Source organism: Dyella mobilis (assembly GCF_016904945.1).
In the GTDB taxonomy this organism is placed as follows: Bacteria; Pseudomonadota; Gammaproteobacteria; order Xanthomonadales; family Rhodanobacteraceae; genus Dyella_B; species Dyella_B mobilis.
The window spans coordinates 15,097-39,799 of record NZ_JADIKF010000040.1 but is presented as its reverse complement, the minus strand read 5'-3'; the positions used below and the strand labels follow the sequence as shown (position 1 = coordinate 39,799).

The window sequence follows — 24,703 nt, the reverse complement described above, 5'->3', positions numbered from 1 at the left end:
TGCCGTGCGCAATCAGCACCGGTGCTGCGCTTTCTTCCAGTACGTGCGCGAGGCGTTCGGCCGGGTACTGCGGATCGAGCGGCAGATAGGCGGCACCTGCCTTGAGAATGCCCAGCGTGGCGATCAGCGAATCCAGCGAGCGTTCCACGCACAGGCCGACCAGCGTATCCGGGCCGACGCCGTATTGCCGCAGGCGGTGAGCGAGCTGGTTGGCGCGTGCATCCAGCTCGCGGTAGCGCAGGGACTGCCGTCCTGCCACGGCGGCAACGGCGTCAGGCGTGCGTGCCGCCTGTACGGCAAATGCGGCAGGCAACGTGGTCGGTGCGCGCTCGCAAGCCGTATCGTTCCAGTCGAGCAGAAGGCGGGTGCGTTCGTTCGCATCGAGCAGATCCACCTGGCCGATGCTTTGAGCGCTATCGGTGGCGATCGCCTGCAACATTTGCACGTAACGGCGAATCAGTACGCGCACACTGCCTTCGTCGAACAGGTCCGTGGCGTAGACCAGGTGCGCGCGCAGGCCGGCGGGCGAGCCGTCGCCGGCTTGCGTTTCGCTCATTTCCAGGCTCAGGTCGAACTTGGCCATGGCCCAGTCCAGCGGCTGCAGACTGCATTGCATGCCTGGCACGTCGAGCAGGGCGTGCGCGGTGTTCTGCAAGGTCAGGGTCACCTGGAACAGCGGCTGATGCGCCAGCGAGCGCACCGGATTGAGCACGTCCACCAATTGTTCGAACGGCAGATCCTGATGCTCATACGCCGCCAGGTCGGTATCGCGCACGCGTGCCAGCAAGGTGGAAAAGCTGGGGTTGCCGGAGGTGTCGGTACGCAGCACCAGGGTGTTGAGGAACAGTCCCACCAGGTTTTCCAGTGCGGCATCGGTGCGGCCGGCGATCGGGCTGCCGATCGGAATGTCGGTGCCGCCGCCCAGGCGCGATAGCAACGCTGCGAGCGCCGCCTGCAGCACCATGAACAGCGTGACGCCGTGTTCCTGCGTCACCGCCAGCAGGCGGCGATGCAGGACAGCGTCGAGCTCGAAATCCAGCTTGTGGCCGCGATAGCTCTGCACGCCGGGGCGTGCGCGGTCGGTGGGCAGGGCGATCTGCTCGGGCAGATCGGCCAGGGCGTTGCGCCAATACGCGAGCTGATGCGCGAGCACGCTGTGAGGATCGGTTTCGTCGCCGAGCAGGGCACGTTGCCACAGTGTGTAGTCGGCGTATTGCACCGGTAGCGGTGCGAATGCCGGTGCGTGCCCGCCACTGTGCGCCACATAGGCCTGGATGACGTCGCGCGCCATCGGTGCCATCGAAGCACCGTCGCCCGCGATGTGATGCAGCAGCAGAACGAGTACGTGGCGTTGCGGTGCCAGCCGCAGCAGGCGTGCGCGCAGCGGAATTTCGCGGCTCAGATCGAAGGCGTAAGCCGAGGCATCGGCCAGTGCCGCGGCGAGACCGTTTTCTTCGACATCGCGGTGTTCCAATACCAGGGCGGCCTGTGCCAGCACGTACTGCTGCGGCACGTCGTTGCGCGGGAACAGCGTGCGCAGGCTTTCGTGGCGGGCGATCAGGTCGTCCAGCGCCGCTTGCAGGGCAGCGACATTCACCGGACCTTCCAGCCGCATGGCGAGCGGAATGTTGTAGGTTGCGCTCGGACCTTCGAGCTGGTGCAGGAACCACAACCGGCGCTGCGCAAACGACAAGGGTAATTGCGCGGGACGCGGCATCGCCTGCAAGGGCAGCCGCGTGTCGTGCGTTTGCGGCAGTGCGCGCGCCAGTGCTTCCACTGTGGGCGCTTCGAACAGGGTGCGAATGCCCACCTCCACCCGCAGGCGGTCGCGCAGATAACTGATCAGCCGCGTTGCCAGCAGGGAGTGGCCGCCCAGCGCGAAGAAGTTGTCGTCGATGCCGACCTGCGCCACGCCCAATACTTCGGCGAACAAGGCGCAAAGCTGTTGCTCGCGCAACGTGCGCGGTGCGCGCGTGCTGGTCGACGTGAAGTGCGGCGCGGGCAGCGCGCGGTGATCGAGCTTGCCGTTGGGGGTCAATGGCAACTGGTCGAGTGCGACGAACGCCGACGGTACCAGGTGTTCCGGCAACTGCTTGCCCAGTTGCTCGCGCAGGTGGTCGGCGTCGAGCGCGTCGGTTACCAGGTAGGCGGTCAGCTGCGGTTGTCCGGGCTGGTCTTCGCGCACGATCACTGCATTGCCGGCAAAGCCCAGTTGCGCCAGTGCCGCTTCGATTTCGCCCAGCTCGATGCGGAAACCGCGCAGCTTCACCTGGCTGTCGGCGCGGCCGCAGTAATCGAGCTGTCCGTCGGCGCGCCAGCGCGCAAGATCGCCGGAGCGGTACATGCGCTGGCCGGCTTCGAACGGGTTGGCGAGGAAGCGCTCGGCAGTGAGTGGCGCGCGGCCGAGATAACCGCGCGCCAGGCCTGCTCCGGCGATATACAGCTCGCCGATGCAACCTTCCGGAACCGGTTGCAGCGCTGCGTCCAGCACATAGAGACGGGTGTTCCACACTGGCCGTCCGAGCGGCGGCGTGACGTGACCGTGCAAGGCGCCGCTCATCGCGGCGCAGATGGTGCTTTCGGTAGGCCCGTAGGCATTGATCACGCGACGCGTATCGGTCGACCAGCTTTGCACCAAATGCGCGGGACAGGCTTCGCCGCCCACGATCAGGGTGTGCAGGCTGTGCACCTGGGCAGGATCGACGCTGGCCAATGCGCTGGGTGGTATCAGGGCATGGGTGACCCCATAGCGTTCGATGGTCTCGGCCAGTTCCTGGCCGAGCAGGATGCCCGGCGGCGGTGTCACCAGTGCGGCACCGCCGGCAAAGGCCATCAGCATTTCCATGCTGGCCGCATCGAAGCTGAGCGAAGCCAGTTGCAGCACGCGGCTGTGTCCGTCGATGCCGAAACGCTCCGCTTGCGCATGCGCCAGACTGGGGATGCCGGCATGGCATACCACCACGCCTTTCGGCCGGCCGGTCGAACCGGAGGTGTAGATCACATAGGCAGGATGTTCGGGGCGCAACGGTCGCACGCGTTCGTCATCACGTGGATCGTGGGTGGGCGAGTGCCACAGCTGCGCGATCAGGTCAGTGTCGTCCAACCACAGCGAAGGCGTGCTGCCGGGTACGTGCTCCGCGGTGGCGCTGTCGCTGATCAGCAGGTCCGGTTGTGCGTCGTCGAGCATGTAGGCCAGGCGCTCGCGCGGATAATCCGGGTCCAGCGGCAGGTACGCGGCACCGCTCTTGAGGATTGCCAGTAGCGCGACCACGCGTTCGGCCGAACGCGGCAGCGCCAGCGCGACACGCCGCTCCGGCCCGATGCCGCGCGCCATCAGCAGGTGTGCGAGGCGGTTGGCGCTGCAGTTGAGCTCGGCATAACTGAGCGTGGCCTGCGCGTCGATCACCGCATCGGCATCCGGCGTGGCAGCGGCCTGCTGCGCGAACTGGTCCGGTTGCAGCGCGAACGGCAGTTCGCGTGCGCTGGCATTGCGCGCCACGAGCAGTTCATGCCGTTCGCTGGGATCGAGCAGGTCGATCCGGCCCACGTGCCGCTGCGGATCGATGGCGATCGTCTCCAGCAGCAGGCTCAGGCGTTCGGCAACGCGCGCAATTGCGGCTTCGTCGAAGCGTCGTGCGTCGTAGTTCAACCGCAATGACAACTGCGTGCCCGGATTGACCAGCAGGCTCAGCGGATAGTGCGTGGCGTCGTGGCTGTGGAAGCCGGCCACGCGCAGTTCGCCCAGGGCGTTTTCCAGCGCGTGGCTGTCGATCGGGTAGTTCTCGAAGACGTAGAGGCTGTCGAACAGCGGACCGAGGTCGGCCAGTTGCTGGATTTCGGCCAGGTCCAGGTGCTGGTGTTCTAGCAGGCTGGCCTGTCGCGCCTGCGCGGCAAGCAACACCTCGGCCAGGGTCTGCGATGCCTTCCAGTGCAGGCGGATCGGCAAGGTGTTGATGAACAGGCCCACCATTCTGCCGACGTCGGGCAGTTCCGGCGGGCGGCCGGACACGGTGCCGCCAAACACCACGTCGTCGCGTCCGCACAAGTGACCCAGCATCAGGCCCCATGCACTTTGCAACACGCTGTTGAGCGTAAGGCCGAGGCTGCGCGCTTGTTGGGCGAGCTTGCGGGTGAGCGGTTCCGGCAGCAGCCAGGCGTGGTTGTGTTGTGCGGCGTGAGTGTCGCGTTGCGCCGGCGCCAGCAGGGTGGCTTGCTCCAGGCCGTGCAAGGCCTCGCTCCAGGCATTGCGTGCTGCGTCGCTGTCGCGGCGTGCCAGCCAGCCCAGATAGTCGCGGTAAGGCGTGGCGTGCGCCAGGCGTTGCGGCTTGCCGCGCACGCTGCTGTACAATTGGAACAGTTCCTGCGTCAGCACTGGCAGCGACCAGCCGTCGAGCAGGATGTGGTGGTTGGTCAGCAGTAGCTGGTGCCGCTCGTCGGCCAGTCGCAGCAGGGTGAAGCGCAGTAGCGGCGGCTGCGAAAGATCGAAGCGCGCTTGCCGATCGTCCAACTCGATGCTTTCGGCGCGTGCCGCGCGTTCCGATAAAGGCCACGCACGCAGGTCGTGCCAGCGCCAATCCAGCGGCACTTCGCGCGGCAGCAATTGCACCGGTTCGCTATCGCGCGGATGCACAAACGCTGCACCGAGTTGCGGATGCCGTTGCAGCAATGCATGCGCCGCCTGTTGCAAAGCATCGGGGTCGAGCGGGCCTTCGAGATCGAAGCGGACCTGCACCGCGTAGGCGTCCGGGCCCTGGGGGTCGTACAGCGCGTGGAACAACAGGCCTTTTTGCAGCGGCGACAAGGGCAGGATGTCGCGCAACGGATAACGCGCCTCCAAGGCTTCGATGCGTGCCTGGTCGAGCGCGACCAGCGGCACGTCCGAGGGGGTGAGTCCGCCGCTCTGCGGCTGCTGCACGTGGGTCACCACGGCTCGTAACGCGCGCGTGTAAGTCTGGGCGAGGTCTTCCATCTGCGCGGCGGAGAAAAGCGCGCCGGCCCACGACCAGGTGGCGACGAATTCCGCGCCGTCGGCGTGTTCGCGGGTCAACGCATTCAGTTCGATCGCATGCGCGGGCGGCATGGCGGGGTCGCCGTGCACGCCGGTCTGCTCGGTCGCCACGCCCCAATCCTGTGCCTGCGCAGCGGGTACGCGGCCCAGGTAGTTGAAAGCCAGCTGACGTTCGCCGAATGCCGCCAGCGAAGCACCGGCCTGTGCATCCAGGTATCGCAGCACGCCGTAACCGAGGCCGTGATCGGGCAGCGCGCGCAGTTGTTCTTTTGCGCGCTTGATCGCACGCCCCATCGCAGCGCCGCCCTGCAAGGCATCGTGCAGATCCACGCCGTCCAGATTCAGGCGCAGCGGGAACAGGCTGGTAAACCAGCCGACGGTACGCGAAAGGTCGATGCCGGTGCCGTCGGTCTCGCGGCCGTGGCCTTCCAGGTCGAGCAAGACATCCGGCGTGTCGGCGCCGGTATGGCGGCGGCGCCAGTCGGCCACCGCGAGCGCGAAAGCGCTGAGCAGGATGTCGTTGACCTGGCCGTGGAAACGCGCAGGTGCTTCGGTGAGCAGCGGTCGGGTCAGTTCGGCAGGAAGCGTGACGCTGAGTCGCTGCACGGTGTGGCCGTTGTCGCGCTGCGGATCGAAGGCGCGCGTGGAAAGCAGCGGATCGGGCACGGACAGCACATCCTGCCACAGCGGCAACTCCGCCTGGCGCGAGGCTGCGCTCTGCGCCAGATGTGCGGCCCAGTAGCGGAACGAGTGGCCAGGCTCATCCAGTTGCACCGTTTTGCCGGCGCGCAATGCCTGCCACGCCTGTTGCAGCGCGGGCAGCAGGATGCGCCAGGACACGCCGTCCACGGCCAGGTGGTGAATGACCAGCAGCAGGCGGCCGGATGCATTTCCGGCATCGAACCACACCGCTTGCAACAGCCTGCCTTCCATGGGTGCAAGCCGGCATTCGGCGGCTTGCGCCTGCTCGCTGAGGCAACTCTGCAGTGCCGTCGGATCGAGCGAAGAGATATCGACGCGTTGAAGCAGGCTTCGCGCGTCGACGCTGCCGGGCAGGGGGATGTGCAGATGCCAGGACGACGATTCGCGCGAGAGCTGCATGCGCAAGGCATCGTGGTGATCGAGCAAAGCCTGCAGTGAAGCGGCCAGAGCGTCTTCGCCCAGTTCGGCCGGAACCTGCAACAGCACCGATTGGCAGAAGCGCTCGAACGGCTGCGAGCGATCCAGCAGCCAGTGAATGATCGGCGTCGGCAAAACCTCGCCGTGCGCCACGTTTTCCACGGTGGGCGTGCCATCGTTTTCGAGTGGACGTGCGATCTGCGCCAGCGCGGCAACGCTCTGGTGCTGGAAGACGTCGCGCGGCGTGATCAGCAGGCCCGCCTTGCGTGCGCGGCTGACCAGCTGGATCGAGATGATGCTGTCGCCGCCCAGGTCGAAGAAGCTGTCCTGCACGCCGACGCGCGGCAAGCCGAGCACTTCGGCGTAAAGCTGTGCCAGCACCTGTTCCTGCGCATTGCGCGGCGCGCGTTGCGCACTTGGCGTGAATTCCGGCGCGGGAAGGGCCTTGCGATTGAGCTTGCCGTTCGGGGTGAGCGGCAATACCGGCAGCAGCACCAGGGTCGGCAGCAGGTGCTCGGGCAACTGGCTGGCGATAAAGCGCCGCACGTCGCCGAAGCGCTCGAAGCTGGAGGGGTCGTTGGCGTGCCGGTGCGCAGCGCGTGCCTCCGTGCACGGCAGGTAGATGTCGGTGAATACGGCCGACGCGTCTGCATCTTTCACCAACAAGGCGTCCAGCAGGCCGTCGCCCTGGCTGGACCAGGTGACGGCTACCCGGTAGCCCAGCGCCTCGCCCAGCGTGCGCACGGCTTCACTGTCGATTTCGACGTGCGCTTCTTCGTGCAGGCGCGCCTGCCACGCCGTTGCATCGCCGCCGGCGTGCAAGGCTTGCATGGCGGCCAGTTCGGGGGCGAGCCAACTATTGCCGAGGCCGGTAAGGCGCAAGCGCGCCGGCTGTTGTTGCAGGTGGCGCTGCAAGTCCCTCAGCGTGACGACGTCGCTGCCCACGGCCAGCTGGGGCAGCCGCGCCAGTGATTCCACCTGTCGCGGCGCCTTGTGCAATACCACGTCGTAGCGGTGCCGGCTCAACTCATTGCTGTAGCGCGCACGCTTGGTCTGGATGTCCACGGCCGCAAGGCCGTCCACCTGCTGCGGCAGTTGCGCGAAGTATTCGGGAGCGAGCAGCAGTTCTTTTTCAGCCAGCAAGGTCTGTTCGATTCGGCGCCGCACGCTTGCCGCGTCTGCGTCGGCATCTGCCTGCTGGATCTGTACCGTGCTGGCGAAGCAGCGATGCAGGTGCAGGTTGCGCACGTCGCCCAGGAAGATCGCACCGCCCGGCGCCAGCAGCGTAAAGGCCTGGCGCAACACGTCCGTGAGGTAGTCGGCGCTGGGGAAATATTGCAGCACCGAGTTGAGCACGATCGCATCGAAGTGACCGGCAGGCAGGCCGTCCATGACGTGGGCCGGCTGTGCGTTGAGACGCACGCGTGCAGCGATTTCCGGCTGCGTGCGCAAGCGGCCGCGCAACAGTTCGATGGTGGAGCGGGACAAGTCCGTACCCCAGTAACTGTCGCAATGCGGCGCCACCTTGGCCAGGATCAGGCCGCTGCCGACGCCGATTTCCAGTACGGTGCGCGGCTTGAGCGCGAGAATGCGCTCCACCGCCGCCGCGCGCCACGCCTGCATGTCGGCCAACGGCAGAGGCTGGCCGTCGTAGCTGCTGTTCCAGCCACCGAAGTCGTCGCCGAAGCCGGTGTCTTGGCCGGCTTGCTGTTCCTGGTCCTCGCCATGCAGCTTCTCGTAAATGGTCTGCCATTCGCCGACCTGGCGCTGCTCCTGCGAGGTGTCGCGAGCCTTGCTGGCGTCGCGATCCAGTACCACGTAGCCGACCAGTTGCTTGTGCCCGGGTACATCCTCGCGAGCAATCACGGCAGCCTGCGCCACGGCCGGATGCCGTTGCAGCGCAGCCTCGATTTCGCCGGGTTCGATGCGGAAGCCGCGGATCTTCAGCTGGGTATCGACGCGGCCCAGGTAGTCGAGCTGCCCATCGTTGCGCCAGCGCGCCAGGTCGCCCGAGCGATACATGCGCGTGCCGGGCTGGAATGGATTGGCGACGAAGCGTTCGGCAGTAAGTGCCGCACGTCCCACGTAGCCACGCGCCAGGCCGGTGCCGGCAATGTACAACTCGCCCGGCACGCCGGCGGGGACCGGCTGCAGCTGTTCGTCGAGCACATACAGGCGCGCGTTGTGGATCGGCCGGCCGATCGGTGCCACCTGTTCGCCTTCCAACGCTTCGCTCATCGAAGCGCACACGGTGGTTTCGGTGGGACCGTAGGCGTTGATCAGGCAGCGTCCGCGCGACCACGCATCCACCAGATGCGGCGCGCACGCTTCGCCGGCGATCACCAGGTGAGTGATGCCGGGCAGGGCTTCGGGTGCCATCACGCTCAGCGCGGAAGGCGGCAAGGTAACGTGGGTGATGCGCTGCTTCGCGGCCAGTTCGATCAAGGCATCGCCCGGCATCAGTGCTTCCTTCGGCGCCATCACCAGCGCGGCGCCGGAAAGCAATGCCATGCAGCATTCGGAGAACGCAGCATCGAAGCTCAACGAGGCAAATTGCAGCACGCGGCTATGCGGCTGCACGCCGAAGCGTTCGATCTGGCCACTGGCGAGGCTGGCAACGCCGGCATGCGTGACCATCACGCCCTTGGGGCGTCCGGTGGAACCGGAGGTATAGATCACATAGGCGGCATGCCCCGTACGCAGTGGCCGGCGGCGTTCCGACTGCTGCAGATCGGCGGGGGCTTGCGCCGCCAGCCATTGCACGCTGTCCGCGGCGTCCAGCAACAGCGTCGGAATGTCCTGCACCGGCAGTTGCGCCAGCGTATCGACGTCGGTGAGCAGCAGTGCCGGGCATGCATCGTTGAGCATGTAGGCCAGTCGTTCGGCTGGGTAGGCCGGGTCCAGCGGTACATAGGCCGCGCCGGCTTTGAGAATGCCGAGCATCGCGACCGGCATGGCCAGCGAACGCGGCACCGCCAGCGCAATGCGGTCTTCCGGGCCGATGCCGCGTGCGATCAGTGCACGCGCCAGCCGGTTGGCACGCGCATTGAGCTGGGCATAGCTCAATGTTTCATCGCCGCACGCGGCGGCCGTGGCATCCGGGGTGGCGGCGACTTGCCGTTCGAACAACACGGGCAGGGTGGCTTCGGCGACGTCGCGTGCGCTGACGCTCCACACCAGCAGCTGGCGGTGTTCGTGGGTGTCGAGCAGGTCGATATCGCCGATGCGCGTGTCCGGTGCGACGGTCACCGCGTCGAGTAGGGCGATCCAGCGGCGCAGCAGGGTTTCCACCGTCTCGGCATCGAACAGATCGGTCGCGTATTCGACGAAGCCCTTCAAGCCCTGCGGCGTGCCATCGTCGTCGGTTGCCTCGACAATATTGAACAAGAGATCCAGCTTGGCGGTAAGGAAATCCGCCGGCTCCACCGACAACTGCAGGCCCGGTAGTTCCAGTTTTGCCTGCGCGGCGTTCTGCAGCACGATGCCGACCTGGAACAGCGGATGGTGCGAGGTGGAGCGTGCCGGATTGAGCAGTTCCACCAGCCGTTCGAACGGCGCGTCCTGATGCGCGTAGGCGGCTAATGCGGTTTCGCGCACCTGCTGCAGCAACTGCGAGAAGCGCGGATTGCCGGCGGTGTCGGTGCGCAGCACCAGGGTGTTGACGAAGAAGCCGATCAGTTCGTCCAGTGCCTGGTCGGTACGGCCGGCTATGGCGCCGCCGATGGCGATGTCGTGGCCCGCGCCAAGACGGGTGAGCAAGGCGGCGAGGCCGGCGTGCAGCAGCATGAACAGGGTGCCTTGCTGCTGCTTCGCCAGGCGCAGCAGGCGTCCATGCAAGTCCGCATCGAGCTGCAATGCCACCTGTTTGCCGCGATGGGTGGACACTGCCGGACGCGGGCGATCGGTCGGCAGGGCGATGCATTCTGGCAGATCGCGCAGCGCCTGCTTCCAGTAGTTGAACTGCGTGCTGAGCAGACTCTGCGGATCGTCCTCGCGGCCCAGCAGTTCGTGTTGCCACAACGTGTAGTCGGCATATTGAACCGGAAGGGATGGCCACTCGGGAGCCTGGCCGGCGAGCCGTGCGCCGTAGGCTCGTGCCACGTCGCGCGCCATCGGCGCGAACGAGCCGCCATCGCCGGCGATGTGGTGCAACACCAGCATCAGTACGTGTTCCTGCTCGTTGAGCCGGAACAGGCGTGCACGCAGTGGCGTCTCCCGTGCCAGGTCGAAGCCGTGGCCGGCTGCTTCAGCCAGCACGTCCGCCAAGGCGTCGGCGTCGACCGGTTCGGCGGCGAGCGAGAGATCTACCGCGTGCATGTCGAGAATCCGTTGCTCGGGGACGCCGTCCACCGCAGCGAACACAGTGCGCAGACTTTCGTGCCGGCCGATCACGTCGCGCAGCGCCTGCTCGAGGCTCTGCGCGTCCAGCGTCCCGGACAGGCGCAGCGGCATCGGAATGTTGTAGGTGGCGCTGCGTCCCTCGAATTGCTGGATAAACCACAACCGCCGTTGTGCATGCGACAGCGGCAACGACGCGGGGCGCTCGCGCCGGCGCAAAGCGGGGCGCAACGCATTGCGCGCAAGACGCGGCGACAGTTGCGCCACGGTAGGTGCCTCGAACAGTGTGCGGATGGCCACCTCTACGCTCAGCCGTGCGCGGATGCGGCTGACCAGACGGGTCGCCAGTAGCGAATGGCCGCCCAGTTCGAAGAAGCTGTCGTCGGTGCCGACCTGCGGCAGGCCCAGCACGTCGGCGAATAGCGCACACAGCACGGCTTCCTGCGCGTTGCGTGGTTCGCGCGTGACACGTTCGGCCAGTTCCGGCGCGGGCAGCGCTTTGCGGTCCAGCTTGCCGTTGGGCGTCAGCGGGAGTGCAGCCAGCGATACGAAGGCTGCCGGCAACATGTAGTCGGGCAGGCGCTGGGCGAGTTGCATGCGCAACGCGGCAACGTCGATGGCTTCGCCAGTCAGGTAGGCGACCAGTTGCGGCTGGCCGGCACGGTCCTCGCGTACCAGCACGGCATTGCGCGGATGGCCCAAGGCGGCGAGCGCGGTTTCGATTTCGCCGAGTTCGATGCGGAAGCCGCGCAGCTTCACCTGGTTGTCGACACGCCCGAGGTAGTGCAGCTGGCCGTCGGCGCGTCGACGTGCAAGATCGCCGGTGCGATACATGCGCGCAGCGCATTCGAACGGATTGGCCACGAAGCGCTCGGCGCTGAGCGCGGCGCGGTGCAGATAACCGCGGGCCAGACCCTCGCCGGCAAGGTAAAGCTCTCCGGGAACGCCGACGGGTACCGGTTGCAAGCCACGGTCGAGCAGGTAGGTGCGGGTATTGTCCAGCGGGGTGCCGATAGTGACCGGCATCGACGGCTCGATGCGCGAGATCAGCGACCACACCGTGGTTTCGGTGGGTCCATATACGTTCCACAACTGCGCGCCGCGGTTGCAGAGATAGGCGGCCAGGTCGGCGGGCAGCGCTTCGCCGCCGCACAGCAAACGTAGCGAGGGCGTCGGGTTCCAGCCGCATGCGCGCAGCATCTGCCAGGTGGCGGGTGTGGCCTGGATCACGTCCGGCGCCGTTTGTTCGATACAGGCGCGCAGGCGATCGGCGTCGATGGAGACATCGCGCGGCAGCATTTGCACGCAGGCGCCGCGTATCAACGGCAGGTACAGCTCCAGGCCGGCGATATCGAACGAGATCGGGGTCAGGGCCAGCACGCGTTCGCCCGCAGCAAGTCCGGGCGTGCGCACCATTGCTTGCAGGAAGTTGTCCAGCGCGCGGTGTTCGACCATCACACCTTTGGGTCGGCCGGTGGAGCCGGAGGTGTAGATCACGTACGCGGGATGCTGCGGGTGCAGCGGTTGGCGGCGCTCGTCGTCGCGCGGGTCGTGCGCGGCAGCGGCGGCGATGGCCTCCTGCCACGTCGGGGTGTCAATCACGAAACGACGCTGGATGGCCGACGACGACCCTTGTTCCAGCAAGGCGGCTTGCGCGGTGGTGGCTATCAGCGCGGCCGGGCGAGCGTCTTCCAGCATGTAGTGCAGGCGCTGCGGCGGATAGTCCGGATCCAGCGGCAAGTAGGCAGCGCCGGCCTTCATCACGCCAAGCAGCGCCACCAGCAGTTCCGACGAACGGGGCAGGGCGATGGCGACGATGTCTTCGGTGCCGATGCCGGCTGTGATCAACACGTGCGCAAAGCGATTGGCGCGTTCGTTCAATTGCGCGTAAGTGAGATGCTGCTGTTCGAACAGCAAGGCCGGCTCGTCGGGATAGGCCGCCGTCTGTTCCTCGAAGCGTTGCGGAAGGGTGAGCCCGGACAGCGGATAGGCGGTATCGTTGCAGGCGTGCAACAGCTGTTCGCGCTCGGCCGTGGTGAGCACGTCGATGTGTGCCAACGGCTGTTCCGGATCGGCAGCCACGGCTTCGAGCAGGCGCAGCATTCGCGCAGCCAATGCTTCCACCGTGGTGCGATCGAACAGATCGGTGGCGTAGCCGACGTTGCCGTCGATGCCGGCGGCGCTGCCGTCTGCACCGCGGCGCTCCACGAAATCGAGGTTGAGGTCGAACTTCGCGATGGACAGGTCCAGGCGATGTTCGCCGGCTTCCATGCCGTGCAGGTGCAACTGCGGCGTGTCGGTGTTGTGCAATGCGAACAGCACCTGGAACAGCGGGTGGTGCGCCAGCGACCGGGCGGGGTTGATCGCTTCCACCAGTTGCTCGAACGGCAGGTCCTGCTGTGCATACGCCTGCAGGTTGTTCTCCTGCACACGTGCCAGCATTTGGTTGAAACTGGGTCGACCGGACAGGTCAGTACGCAGCACCAGGGTGTTGAGGAACAGGCCGACCATGCCGTCGAGCGCCTGGTCGCTGCGACCGGCCACCGGCGTACCCAGCACGATGTCGTCGCCGGCGCCCAGGCGGTTGAGCAAGGCGGCCAAGGCTGCATGCAGCACGGCGTGAAGCGTGGCTTGCCTCGTGTTGGCCAGTTCCAGCAAGCGCCGATGCAAGGCGGCCGGTATGTGCAGTGCGATGCTGTCGCCGCAATGGCTGGCGACGGCGGGGCGCGGGCGATCACTCGGTAGCGCCATTTGTTCCGGCGCACCGTCCAGTCGCTGCTTCCAATAGGCGATCTGGGCGGCGGCGAGGCTGTGCGGGTCGGTTTCGTCACCCAGCAATTGGCGTTGCCACAGTGTGTAGTCGACGTATTGCAGCGGTGCATCCGGCCAGCTTGGTGCGCGGCCGTCGCAACGCGCGGCATACGCACGTGACAGATCGTGCAGCAACGGTGCCAGCGAGGCGCCGTCGGCGGCGACGTGATGCAGCAGCAACAGCAGGACGTGTTCGTCGCCACCGAGCCGGAACGTAGTGGCGCGCAGCGGCAGTTCTCGGGTCAGGTCGAACGGATGTTGGGCTGCCCGATGCAAAGCTGCATCCAAGGTGGCCGGCGTTACGTCGTGATGGACCAGCGTGACGGCTGAATCTTCCGCAGCCAGTACGTGTTGTACCGGCTGCGCAGGAGACGAGAAGACAGTACGCAGGCTTTCGTGACGCACTACGACGTCATGCAGGGCGGCGTGGAGCGCCTCACGGTCGAGCTTGCCGTGTAGGTGTGCCGCGACCGGAATGTTGTAGGTGGCGTTGGGACCCTCCAGCTGTTGCAGGAACAACAAGCGATGCTGGGCGAAGGAGAGCGGCAGCGCTTCCGGCCGCGGCATTTTCTGCAAGGCTGGACGCGTGGCCGCTGCGCTGCCAAGTCGCGGCGCCAAATGCGCCACGCTGCGCGTTTCGAACAGGGTGCGCAATGGCAGCTCGACGCCGAGCTGCACACGGATGCGTCCGGCGAGGCGCACGGCCAGCAGGGAATGGCCGCCGCAGGCAAAGAAGTCGTCGTCGATGCCGACCCGCGGCAGGCCGAGCACGTCGGCGAACAACTTGCACAGCAGCGCTTCCTGCGCATTGCGCGGTTCGCGCGTGGACTGCGCTGCGAAATCCGGGGCGGGCAGGGCCTTGCGATCAAGCTTGCCGTTGAGGCTGAGCGGCAATGCGGCCATGGCTACGAAAGCGGCGGGCAGCATGTAGTCGGGCAGGTGGGCGGCCAGCGAGCTGCGCAGGGTGTCGGCATCCAGCTGTTCGGCGACCACGTAGGCCACCAGTTGCATCTCCCCGCGCGGGTCGTTGCGCGCAATCACCACATTCTGTGCATGACCGAGTCGCGCCAGCGCCGCTTCGATCTCGCCCAGCTCGATGCGCAGGCCGCGCAGTTTTACCTGGTGGTCGATACGGCCCTGGTATTCCAACTGGCCGTCGCTGCGCCATCGCGCCAGATCGCCGGTGCGGTACATGCGCTGGCCGGCATCGAATGGATTGGCCACGAAGCGCTCAGCGCTTAGGCCCGGGCGATGCAGATAGCCACGCGCCAGGCCGATCCCGGCCAAATACAGCTCGCCGGTAGCGCCGGGCGGCAATGGACGCAATGCCGCGTCGAGCACGTAAGTGCGGATGTTCCAGATCGGTGCGCCGATCGGCACGCTTGCGCCCCGTTCGTCATCGCGGCAGGCCCAGGCGGTGACGTCTACCGCTGCCTCGGTGGGGCCGTAGAGATTGTGCAAGGGACGGTCGAGCACATCGCGTACGCGCTCGCGCAGCACGCCCGGCAGGGCTTCGCCGCTGCACAGAATGCGGCGCAGGCTGGTGCATTGCGCACTGGCCGGGTCGTGCAGGAAAGCTTCCAGCATCGACGGCACGAAGTGCGCGGTGGTGATGTTCTGCCGTTGGATCAGCGCTGCCAGATAGGCCGGATCGCGATGGCCTTCGGGCCGTGCCAGCACCAGGCGCGCGCCTTGCAGCAGCGGCCAGAAGAATTCCCACACCGATACGTCGAAGCTGGACGGCGTCTTCTGCAGCACGGCGTCGTCGGCCTGCAAGCCGTAGGCATGCTGCATCCACTGCAGGCGATTGACGATGCCCTGGTGCGTATTGGGCACACCCTTGGGCCTGCCGGTGGAACCGGAGGTGTAGATCACATAGGCGGGATGCAGGGCGTGCAGCGGGCGCGTCCGCTCGGCATCGCTCGGATTGTGATCGCGGCTGGCGTCGAGCCGCGCCTGCGTGCGGGCATCGTCCAGATGCAGCAGTGCCGCATCGGAGGGCAGCGCCGCTTGTACGTCGCTGCGCGTAAGCACGGTGGCGGGACGCGCATCCTCGAGCATGAAGGCAAGACGCTCGGGCGGATAATCGGTATCCAGCGGCAGGTAGGCTGCACCGCTCTTGAGCACGGCCAGCAGGGCGACGATCAGGTCCAGCGAGCGCGGCAGGGCAATGCCGACGATGCTTTCCGGGCCGGCGCCATCGGCCATCAGCAAATGCGCCAGGCGGTTGGCGCGCCGGTTGAGTTCGGCATAGCTCAGCGTGACGTCTTCGAATGCCGCCGCAACGGCATCGGGCGTGCGTGCCGCCTGCTGCTCGATCAACGCGGAAAGCGTGGCATCGCTGATTGCGTGCGCGGTGGCGTTCCAGGCGCGCCATTGCTCGTGCTCGCTGCGGCTGAGCAGATCCAGTTGCGCGACCGGCTTGGACAGGTCTACCGACAGCGCTTCGAGAATGCGCCCGTAGCGTTCGGCCAAGGCCTGGATCTGCGCAGTCGCGAACGCGTCGGGCTGATAGCCGATGCGCAACTGCAGCCGTTCGCCGGGAACGAAAACCAGGCTCAGCGGATAGTGCGAAACGTCGCCGCCGTGATGGTCGGCCATCGCCACGCGCAAACCGGCCTGCTCGTCCAATACGCGCCGGTCGGCGGGGTCGAAGGGGTAGTTCTCGAACACCAGCAGGGTATCGAACAGTTCGCGCTGACCGCTGAGCTGCAAGATCTCGCTGAGGCCAAGATGCTGGGCACGGATCAGCGTCGCTTGCGCATCCTGCAGCTCGGCCAGCAGTTCGCGCAGGGATTGGCGCGGATCGATGCGCAAGCGCAATGGCACGGTATTGATGAACAGGCCGACCATGCGCTCGACGCCGGCCAGTTCCGGCGGTCGGCCCGAAACGGTAATACCGAAGCAGGTGTCGTCGCGGCCGGTGGCCTGGTTGAGCAGTAGCGCCCATGCCGCCTGCAGCAAGGTGTTGACGGTAAAGCCGTGGCGGCGCGCCTGCGCATCCAGGGCCTGGGTAAGGTCGGTCGAAAAAACGTGCTGATGAAGTTGCGGTACGCCTGGCGCAGTGTGTTGCGCGGCTAGCAGGCATGGCTGGTCCACGCCCTCCAGCGATTGTCGCCACAGCTCGCGCATCGCCTCGCGATCCTGGTCGGCGAGCCAGTCAAGGTAATCGCGGTAGGGACGTACGTAAGGCAGTGCCCGGTCGTTGCCGGCGTGGTAGATGGCGAACAATTCCGGCAACAGAATCGGCATCGACCAGCCATCGAGCAGTACGTGATGGTGGGTGAACAGCAGCCGGTAATCCTGTGGCGACAAGCGGATCAAGGTGAAGCGCAGCGACAAGCGGGCTGGATCGAAGCGGCGTTGCCGGTCTTCCTGCACGCGGCGCTGCAGGGCTTCTTCGCGATCGTGCCTGGGCAGGTCGGCCAGATCGATGAATTGCCAGGCATTCGGCACGTCGCGTGGAATCAGTTGCAGCGTCGGTTGCCCATCTGCCTGTTGCACGAACGCGGCACAAAGCTGCGGATGACGCGCAAGCAAAGCGTGCGCTGCCCGTTGCAGGGCGTCCGGCTGCCACGGGCCTTCCAGTGCGAACACCATCTGGGTGAGATAGGCGTCTGCGGCGTCGTGATCGTAGAGCGCGTGGAACAGCAATCCTTCTTGCAAGGGCGACAGTGGCAATATGTCGGCCAAGGGATGAGTGCGCTCCAGTTGCTCGATGGCGGCCTGGTCCAGTGTCACCAGCGGCAGGTCGCTCGGCGTGAGGCCGCCGGCATCCGGCTGCTCTACGTGCAACAGCATCGCGTGCAATGCGGCAAACCATTGGCGGCCGAGTGCCTCGATGTCCACGGCGTTGAACAACTCGCCGGCATAACTCCATTCGGCGGCAAGTTCCGGGCCGCCGTCGCGATCGAGCACGGCGGCATCCAGCGTGATGGCGTGGGAAAGCGCGCGCCGGGGGTCGTCGCCGCCACCCAGTTCCTGCAAGCCGTTGTCGCCGTCCAAGGTGAAGCGGCCAAGATAGTTGAAGGCGACTTGCGCCGGCGGCAGTGCGCTCAGCGCGGCACGTCCGTTTTCATTCAAATGGCGCAGCAGGCCATAGCCCAGGCCATGGTCCGCAATGGCATGCAACTGTTCCTTGATGCGCTTGAGCGCGCGCCCCAGATCGCTGCCGCCCTGCAAGGCCTGGTCAAGGTCGATGCTGCCTGGGTCCAGCGCAACCGGATACAGGCTGGTAAACCAGCCGACCGTGCGCGAAAGATCGATGCCGTCGAACACATCCTCGCGGCCGTGGCCTTCCAGTTCGAAGCGCACCGCCAGGCTCGTCTCGGTCGTGCGCTCGCTACGCCACTTTGCCAGCGCCAATGCGAATGCGGTCAGCAGGACGTCGTTGATGGTGGCATGGAAAGCGGTGGGTACGTTGCCGAGCAACTGCGCAGTGAGATCGGCCGGCCATTGCAAGCGCAACCGGCGAAGCGTGTGTACGGTGTCCCGCTTGGGATCGAGTGCGCGCATACCGAGTTGCGGATCGGGCGCGGCGGCGATGGCTTGCCACCGCGGCAACTCCTGTTGCCGCCGCGGCGCATTCGCTTCCTGCTGCAACAGTTGGGCCCAGCGGCGCAATGACGTGCCGGGAGGATCGAGTGCAGGCGCCTGCTGCTGCGCGATGGCATGCCAGGCTGCCTGCAGATCGGGCAGCAGGATGCGCCAGGACACGCCGTCCACGGCAAGGTGATGCGCGATCAGCACCAGGCAACCGGCCTGGTGCGCGCCGCAGTCGCCCCACACCGCCTGCAGCAGGATGCCGTTGTGCGGGTCCAGCCGGGTCACGGCATCGGCAACAGCCAGGTTCAGGCGATGCCTGCGCTCAACGTCGCTGGCGTCGAGCAGATCGATGCGGGCGAGACAATCCTTGGCGACGACGGTTCCGCTGGGCGCGATCACGGCCAGCGAATGGCCGTCCCGTTCGATCAACCGCAGGCGCAAGGCGTCGTGGCGGTCGAGCAGCGCTTGCAGCGCAGCGCCCATATTTTGCTGCGTCATGCCTGCCGGGGCTGCGAGCTGCTGCGATTGATGCAAACGTGCAAGCGGGCCTCCGTGTTCGACAAAGGCGCGCATGATCGGCAGCAGCGGCAGCTCGCCGATGGCGTCGTCGCTCTTCGCCGCAGGCGCCTCGGCCGGGGCGTCGGTGTGTGCGGCCAGTGCTTCGATCTGCGGATGCTTGAATACGTCGCGCGGCGCGATCAGCAGGCCGCGCTTGCGTGCGCGGCTGACCAGACGGATGGCGCTGATGCTGTCGCCACCCAGTTCGAAGAAGCTGGCATCGATGCCCACTTCCTCGAGGCTTAGCACCTCGGCGAACAGCTCGCACAGGATGCGCTCCTGTTTGGTGCGCGGCGCGCGCGTGGTGCCGGCGTTGAAGTCCGGTGCTGGCAGCGCCTTGCGGTCGACCTTGCCGTTGCCGGTGAGCGGCAGCGCATTCAGCTGGACGAAGGCGCTCGGCAGCATGTAGTCGGGCAGGCGTTCGGCCAATTGCGTGCGCAAAGCGGCGATATCGACGGCTTCGCCGGCCACATAGGCCACCAATTGTTTTTGTCCGGCACGATCTTCGCGCACGATCACGGCGTTGCCCGGGAAGCCCAACTGGGTCAGCGCCGCTTCGATTTCGCCGAGCTCGATACGGTAGCCGCGGATCTTGACCTGGGTGTCGACGCGACCGAGATAGTCCAGTCGTCCATCGGCCCGCCAGCGCGCCAGGTCGCCGGTGCGATACATGCGTTCGCCCTGCGCAAAAGGATGCGCCACGAAGCGCTCGGCGCTGAGCCCCGGGCGGTGCAGGTAGCCGCGCGCCAGTCCGTCGCCCGCGATATACAGCTCTCCGGCGACACCGACCGGTTGCGGTTGCAGGCGGTCGTCCAGCACGTAGAGCTGCGTGTTCCAGATCGGCCGGCCAATGGAGATGCTGGCCGTGCCGCGCACGTCCTCGGCAACCTCGTGCGTGCAGCAGCCCACGGTGGCTTCGGTGGGGCCGTATTCGTTGATCAGGCGCACCTGCGGGTGCCTGCTTTGCCAGAATGCGAGGTCGGCGGGCAGCAAGGCTTCGCCGCCCAGCAACAGCGTTTCGGCGGGAGCCTGCCTTGCATCGAGACTGGCGTTGAGCAGTTTCAAGTGTGCCGGCGTGAGCTTCAGCAGCTCGTAGCCGCCAGGCGGCGCCGTGTCGAGCAAGGCGCCAAAGTCGTTGCCGACATTGAGCAGATGCAGCGGTTGTCCCGCCAGCAAGGGGCCGAACAGGGTCGTTACGCTGCCGTCGAAGCTGGTCGATAGAGTGGTGGCGGAACCGTTGCCGTTGACGCGGAAATATTCGTGCTGGCACCACGCGAAGTAATGTGCGAGCGAACGATGCGCCACCAGCACGCCCTTGGGCTTGCCGGTGGAACCGGAGGTGTAGATCACATAGGCCGGATGCAACAGGTGCAAGGGGCGTGAGCGGTCGTGATCGGTGGGATTGTCGTGGCGTTGCTGCGCCAGTTGTTGCAGGGTGTCGGCTTGGTCGAGCAGACACGTCGGCGTTTGTGTCGGCAATGCGGTGGTGTGTGCGGTGCGTGTGATGACGCACACCGGCTTGGCGTCGTCGAGCATCAACGCCAGACGCTCCGGCGGATAGCTGACGTCCAGCGGCAGATAGGCCGCGCCGGCCTTGAGTACGGCGAGCAGGGCGACGAGCAGATCGAGAGACGGCGGCAGGGCGACAGCCACTGCTGTTTCGGGGCCGGCGCCGGCCTCGATCAGCCAGTGGGCCAGCCGGTTGGCGCGTTCATTGAGCTGGCTGAAGTCCAGCTCGGCAGATTCGTCGCGCGCGGCAACAGCGCCAGGAGTATGTGCCACCTGCGCCTCGAACAGCGCAGGAAGAGTCGCTTGCTGCACCGGGTGCGCGGTGTCGTTCCAATCGTGCAGCAACTGGCGGCGCTCAGCTTCATCGAGCAACGGCAGGCGGCTGATCGGCTGGCATGCATTCTCCGTCACCGCGTGCAGCACGCGTTGGAAGCGTTGCGCCAAGGCTTGCACGGTGTTTTCGTCGAACAGGTCGGTGGCGTATTCCACGAAGCCGCGCAGACCGCAGGGGCGTCCGTTTTCATCCTCGTGCTCGGCCAGCTCCACACTGAGGTCGAACTTGGCGGTTGGCATGTCGAACAGTTGCTCGCTGCAGCGCAAACCTGGCAGGCGCAGCGATTTGCCCGCGGCTTTCTGCAACACCAGCATCACCTGGTAGAGCGGATGATGCGACAGCGAGCGGTCGGGACGCAGCGCCTCCACCAGTTGCTCGAAGGGCAGATCCTGATGCTCGTAAGCAGCCAGATCGGTGTGGCGCACGCGCGCGAGCAGTTCGTCGAAGCCCGGGTCGCCCGAAGTATCGGTACGCAATACCAGGGTATTGAGGAAAAAGCCGACCAGCCGGTCCAGCGACGGTTCGCTACGCCCGGCGACCGAGCTGCCGATGGGAATGTCGGTGCCCGCGCCAAGCCGCGTGAGTAGGGCTGCCAGTGCAGCATGCAGCAGCATGAACAGCGTGCAATCGTGTTGCTGTGCCAGTGCAAGCAGTCGACCGTGCAGCTCGGCATCGATATCCAGCAACAGATGCTGCCCGCGATAAGTCATGGCAGCGGGGCGTGGACGGTCGTGCGGAAGGCTCAGCTGATCGGGCAGGTCGGCCAGCGCCTGTCGCCAATAGCCAAGCTCGCGCGCATGCAGGCTGGCGGGATCGGCGGCCTGGCCCAGCAGCTCGCGTTGCCACAAGGTGTAGTCGGCGTATTGCAGCGGCAGCGGTGCCCAGGTGGGCTCCTCGCTCGCCATGCGTGCGGTGTAGGCATGGGCCAGGTCGTCGGCCAACGGGATCAGCGAGGAACCGTCGCCGGCAATGTGATGCAGAAGCAGCAGCAGGACGTGCTGTTCTTCATTGACACGGAACAGCGTGGCGCGCAACGGCAGTTCGCGGCTGAGATCGAAGGCGTGCATCACTGCCGTGTTCAATGCAAACGGCAGCTGCGACGGCTGCACCTCGACCACGGCAAGTTCCAGTACGGCCTGGTCCAGCACCTGCTGGCAGGGCGTATCGCCAGCGGGGATAACGGTGCGCAGGCTTTCGTGCCGCTGGAGCACGTCCCTCAGCGCCGCTTGCAGCGCGGAAACCTGCAATGGGCCCTGCAATTGCGTGGCGAGCGGAATGTTGTAGGTGGCGCTGGGGCCCTCGAACTGATGCATGAACCACAGGCTGCGCTGCGCATAGGACAGTGGCAGCTGCGCCGGCCGCGGCCGTGCTGCCTGCAAGGCCGGGCGCGTCGCCTGTGCCTTGCGCAGTCTTGGTGCCAGCGCTGCGATGGTGCGCGCTTCGAAGATGTCGCGAATCGAGACGTCCGCGTGCAAGCGCGAGCGAATTTGCGAAATCAGGCGCAATGCCAGCAGCGAATGCCCGCCGAGCTCGAAGAAGTTGTCGTCGATGCCCACACGCTCCAGGCCAAGCACCTCGGCAAACAGTTGGGCCAATACCGATTCTTCCGGCGTGCGTGGTGCCCGCTGCGTCACCGGCTGGAACGACGGCGCCGGCAGCGCCTTGCGGTCGAGCTTGCCGTTGGCGTTCAGCGGCAGGGCATCCAGCGCCACGAAGGCGGCGGGAATCATGTAGTCGGGCAGGCGTTGCGCCAGTTGCGTGCGTAGCGTTGCGCTGTCCAGTTGCGATGCGACCACATAGGCCACCAACTGCATGGCACCGTCGCGATCGGTGCGCGCCACCACCACGTTGGGCGTATGCCCCAACTGCGCCAGCGCTGCTTCGATCTCGCCCAGTTCGATGCGCAGGCCGCGCAGCTTCACCTGATGGTCGGTGCGGCCCAGGTAGTCCAGCTGTCCGTCGCTGCGCCAGCGCGCCAGGTCGCCGGTGCGATACATCCGCGCGCCCTGTGCGAACGGGTTGGCGATAAAGCGCTCCGCACTCAAGCCCGGGCGACGCAGATAACCGCGCGCCAGGCCGGTACCGGCCAGATACAGCTCGCCCGGCACGCCCGCCGGCACCGGTTGCAAGCGCGCATCCAGTACATAGGTCTGGGTGTTCCAGATCGGTGCGCCGATCGGCACGGCACTGCCGGCGGTTTCGTCGCGGCAGGTCCAGGCGGTGACGTCGATGGCCGCTTCGGTGGGACCGTAGAGATTGTGCAGCGGACGATCCAGTGTCGTGCGCACGCGTTCGCGCAAGGCGCCGGACAGCGCCTCGCCGCTGCACACGATGCGGCGGATGCTGGTGCAGCGTGCGCTGGCCGGATCATCCAGGAACGCTTCCAGCATCGAGGGCACGAAGTGCAGGGTGGTGACGCCTTGTGCTTGGATCAGCTCGGCCAGATAGGCCGGGTTGCGATGCCCGCCCGGCTGCGCCAGGACCAGCCGCGCACCGTGCAGCAGCGGCCAGAAGAACTCCCATACCGAGACGTCGAAGCTGAAGGGTGTCTTCTGCACCACTACGTCGTCGGTTTGAAGGCCGTAGGCGTGCTGCATCCAGGCCAGGCGGTTGACCAGGCCGGCGTGGGTATTGGGCGCCCCCTTGGGCGTACCGGTGGAGCCGGAGGTATAGATCACATAAGCCGGATGCAACGGTGCGAGTGCCGGCGCCGGGTTGGTGTCTGCGGCCGCCGCCAGCATCACGCGCACGGCGGTGTCGTCCAGGTGCCAGCACGGCACGTCGCTGGTGGGAAGGTCGATATCGCTGCGTGAAATCACGCGTCGCGGCTGTGCATCGGCGAGCATGAAGGCGAGGCGTTCGGCCGGGTAATCGCTATCGAGCGGCAAATAGGCGGCACCGACTTTCAACACAGCCAGCAGGGCGACGACCAAGTCCAGCGAACGGGGCAGGGCGATGGCGACGAGGCATTCGGGGCCGGCGCCGTCGGCGATCAGGGCATGGGCGAGGCGGTTGGCGCGAGTGTTGAGTTCGGCGTAGCTGAGCGATGCGTGTTCGAAGGTGGCGGCGATGGCGTCGGGCGTGCGTGCGACTTGTTGTTCGAACAGGGCGGGCACGGTGGCTGATGGCACCGTGTGCGCGGTGTCGTTCCAGCCGTGCAGCAGTCGCTGGCGTTCCGTCGTGTCGAGCAGGTCGATGTCGCCGATGGGGCGGGTCGGATCGGCAGCGGCCTGTTCGATAAAGTGCAACAGGCGTCGTGCGTGCTGGGCGGCGTCCGCTTCATCGTACAGTTGGCAGTTGGCATCCACGTGCAGTTCGCAACCGGGGGCGCCGATGCGTCCTTGCAAGGTGATCGCCAGGTCGTGTACCAGGCCGTTGTTCAGCGAATGAGAGGTGGCCGGAGCGCCGTCGAACTCGCAATCGTCTTCGAAACCCACGATATTGATGCGTGGCCCGAAGGTATGCGCGGCCGCCGATCCGCGCAGCTGCTGGATATCCTTGCCGCGAAAATGCTGATGCTTGAGGTGGCGCAGGATTTCGCTGCCGGTGCGGCGGGCGAGCTCGGCACAGTTGTCTTCGGGCGTCACGCCGAGGCCCAGCGGCAGCACGTTGGCGAGCATGGCGGGAATGTCGCGAGTTTCTTTGCTACGTGCGGCCACGGGGAAATCGAAGGTGCCGACGCGGCCATCGCTGACACGAAACAGGTATGCTGCGACCATCGCCGTCAGCAGCGGTGGCCACTTGCCGGCCACCTTTTCCGATGCAATCAGCTGTTCTGCCAATGCGGTGGGGAATGCAATGGTGTCGCGCCGGTATGCACTGCTGAAGCTTGGCGCGCGTCCGCTGACGCCCTCTGCATCGCCGAGGCGCTGCGTGTATTCGCGCCAATAGTTCCGATCGCTTTCGTAACGGGCGGATGCCCGGTACGTCAAGTCGCTTTCGAGCAAGGTGCTGATCGAGGCAGTCGGCGCCGGCGGAACCGCCTGGCTGCGCTTCAAGGCCGTATAGATCGCGGCGACGCGGCGCGTGGCGAACGGAATGCTGGCGCCGTCCATGACGATGTGGTGGTAGCGCTTGTACCAGAGGAAACGTTGCGGGCCGAGCTTGAACAGCGCGTAGTGGAACAGGCGCTCGCCAAGCAGGTCGTAGACGCGGCAGCCTTCATCGGCCATCGCAGCCTGCGCGGCGGCAAATGGGTTTTCCTCTTGCGACATATCGACGACGTCGAGCGAAAACGGCGCCGGTTCGGCCAGATACTGGCGCGGACCATCAGGGGTATCGACGAATCGTAGGCGCAGTGCCTCCGTTTCCGCCGTAAATAATTGCAGCGCCCGTTCGAAGCATGGGGCGTCCAGCGCATCCGGAATATCGATATAACCGCGGCTGTCGTACAGCGGATTGACGGGTTCGAGTTGTTGCGCAAACCACATTTCCAATTGCGGCGCAGTTAGTGCGTGCAGACGCTTGCTGGTGGTGTCCAT

1 protein-coding gene (cut by a window edge) is annotated in these 24,703 nt (G+C 66.1%); it reads right to left on the bottom strand.

All coding sequences use genetic code 11. From position 1 onward, the window contains the following. Positions 1-24,703: the 5' portion of a non-ribosomal peptide synthase/polyketide synthase gene (locus tag ISS99_RS23540; protein ID WP_204632710.1), read on the bottom strand. 2,888 nt of this gene lie to the left of the window's left edge; the window shows 24,703 of its 27,591 coding nt (coding positions 1-24,703); its start codon is at positions 24,701-24,703; its stop codon lies beyond the left edge, outside the window.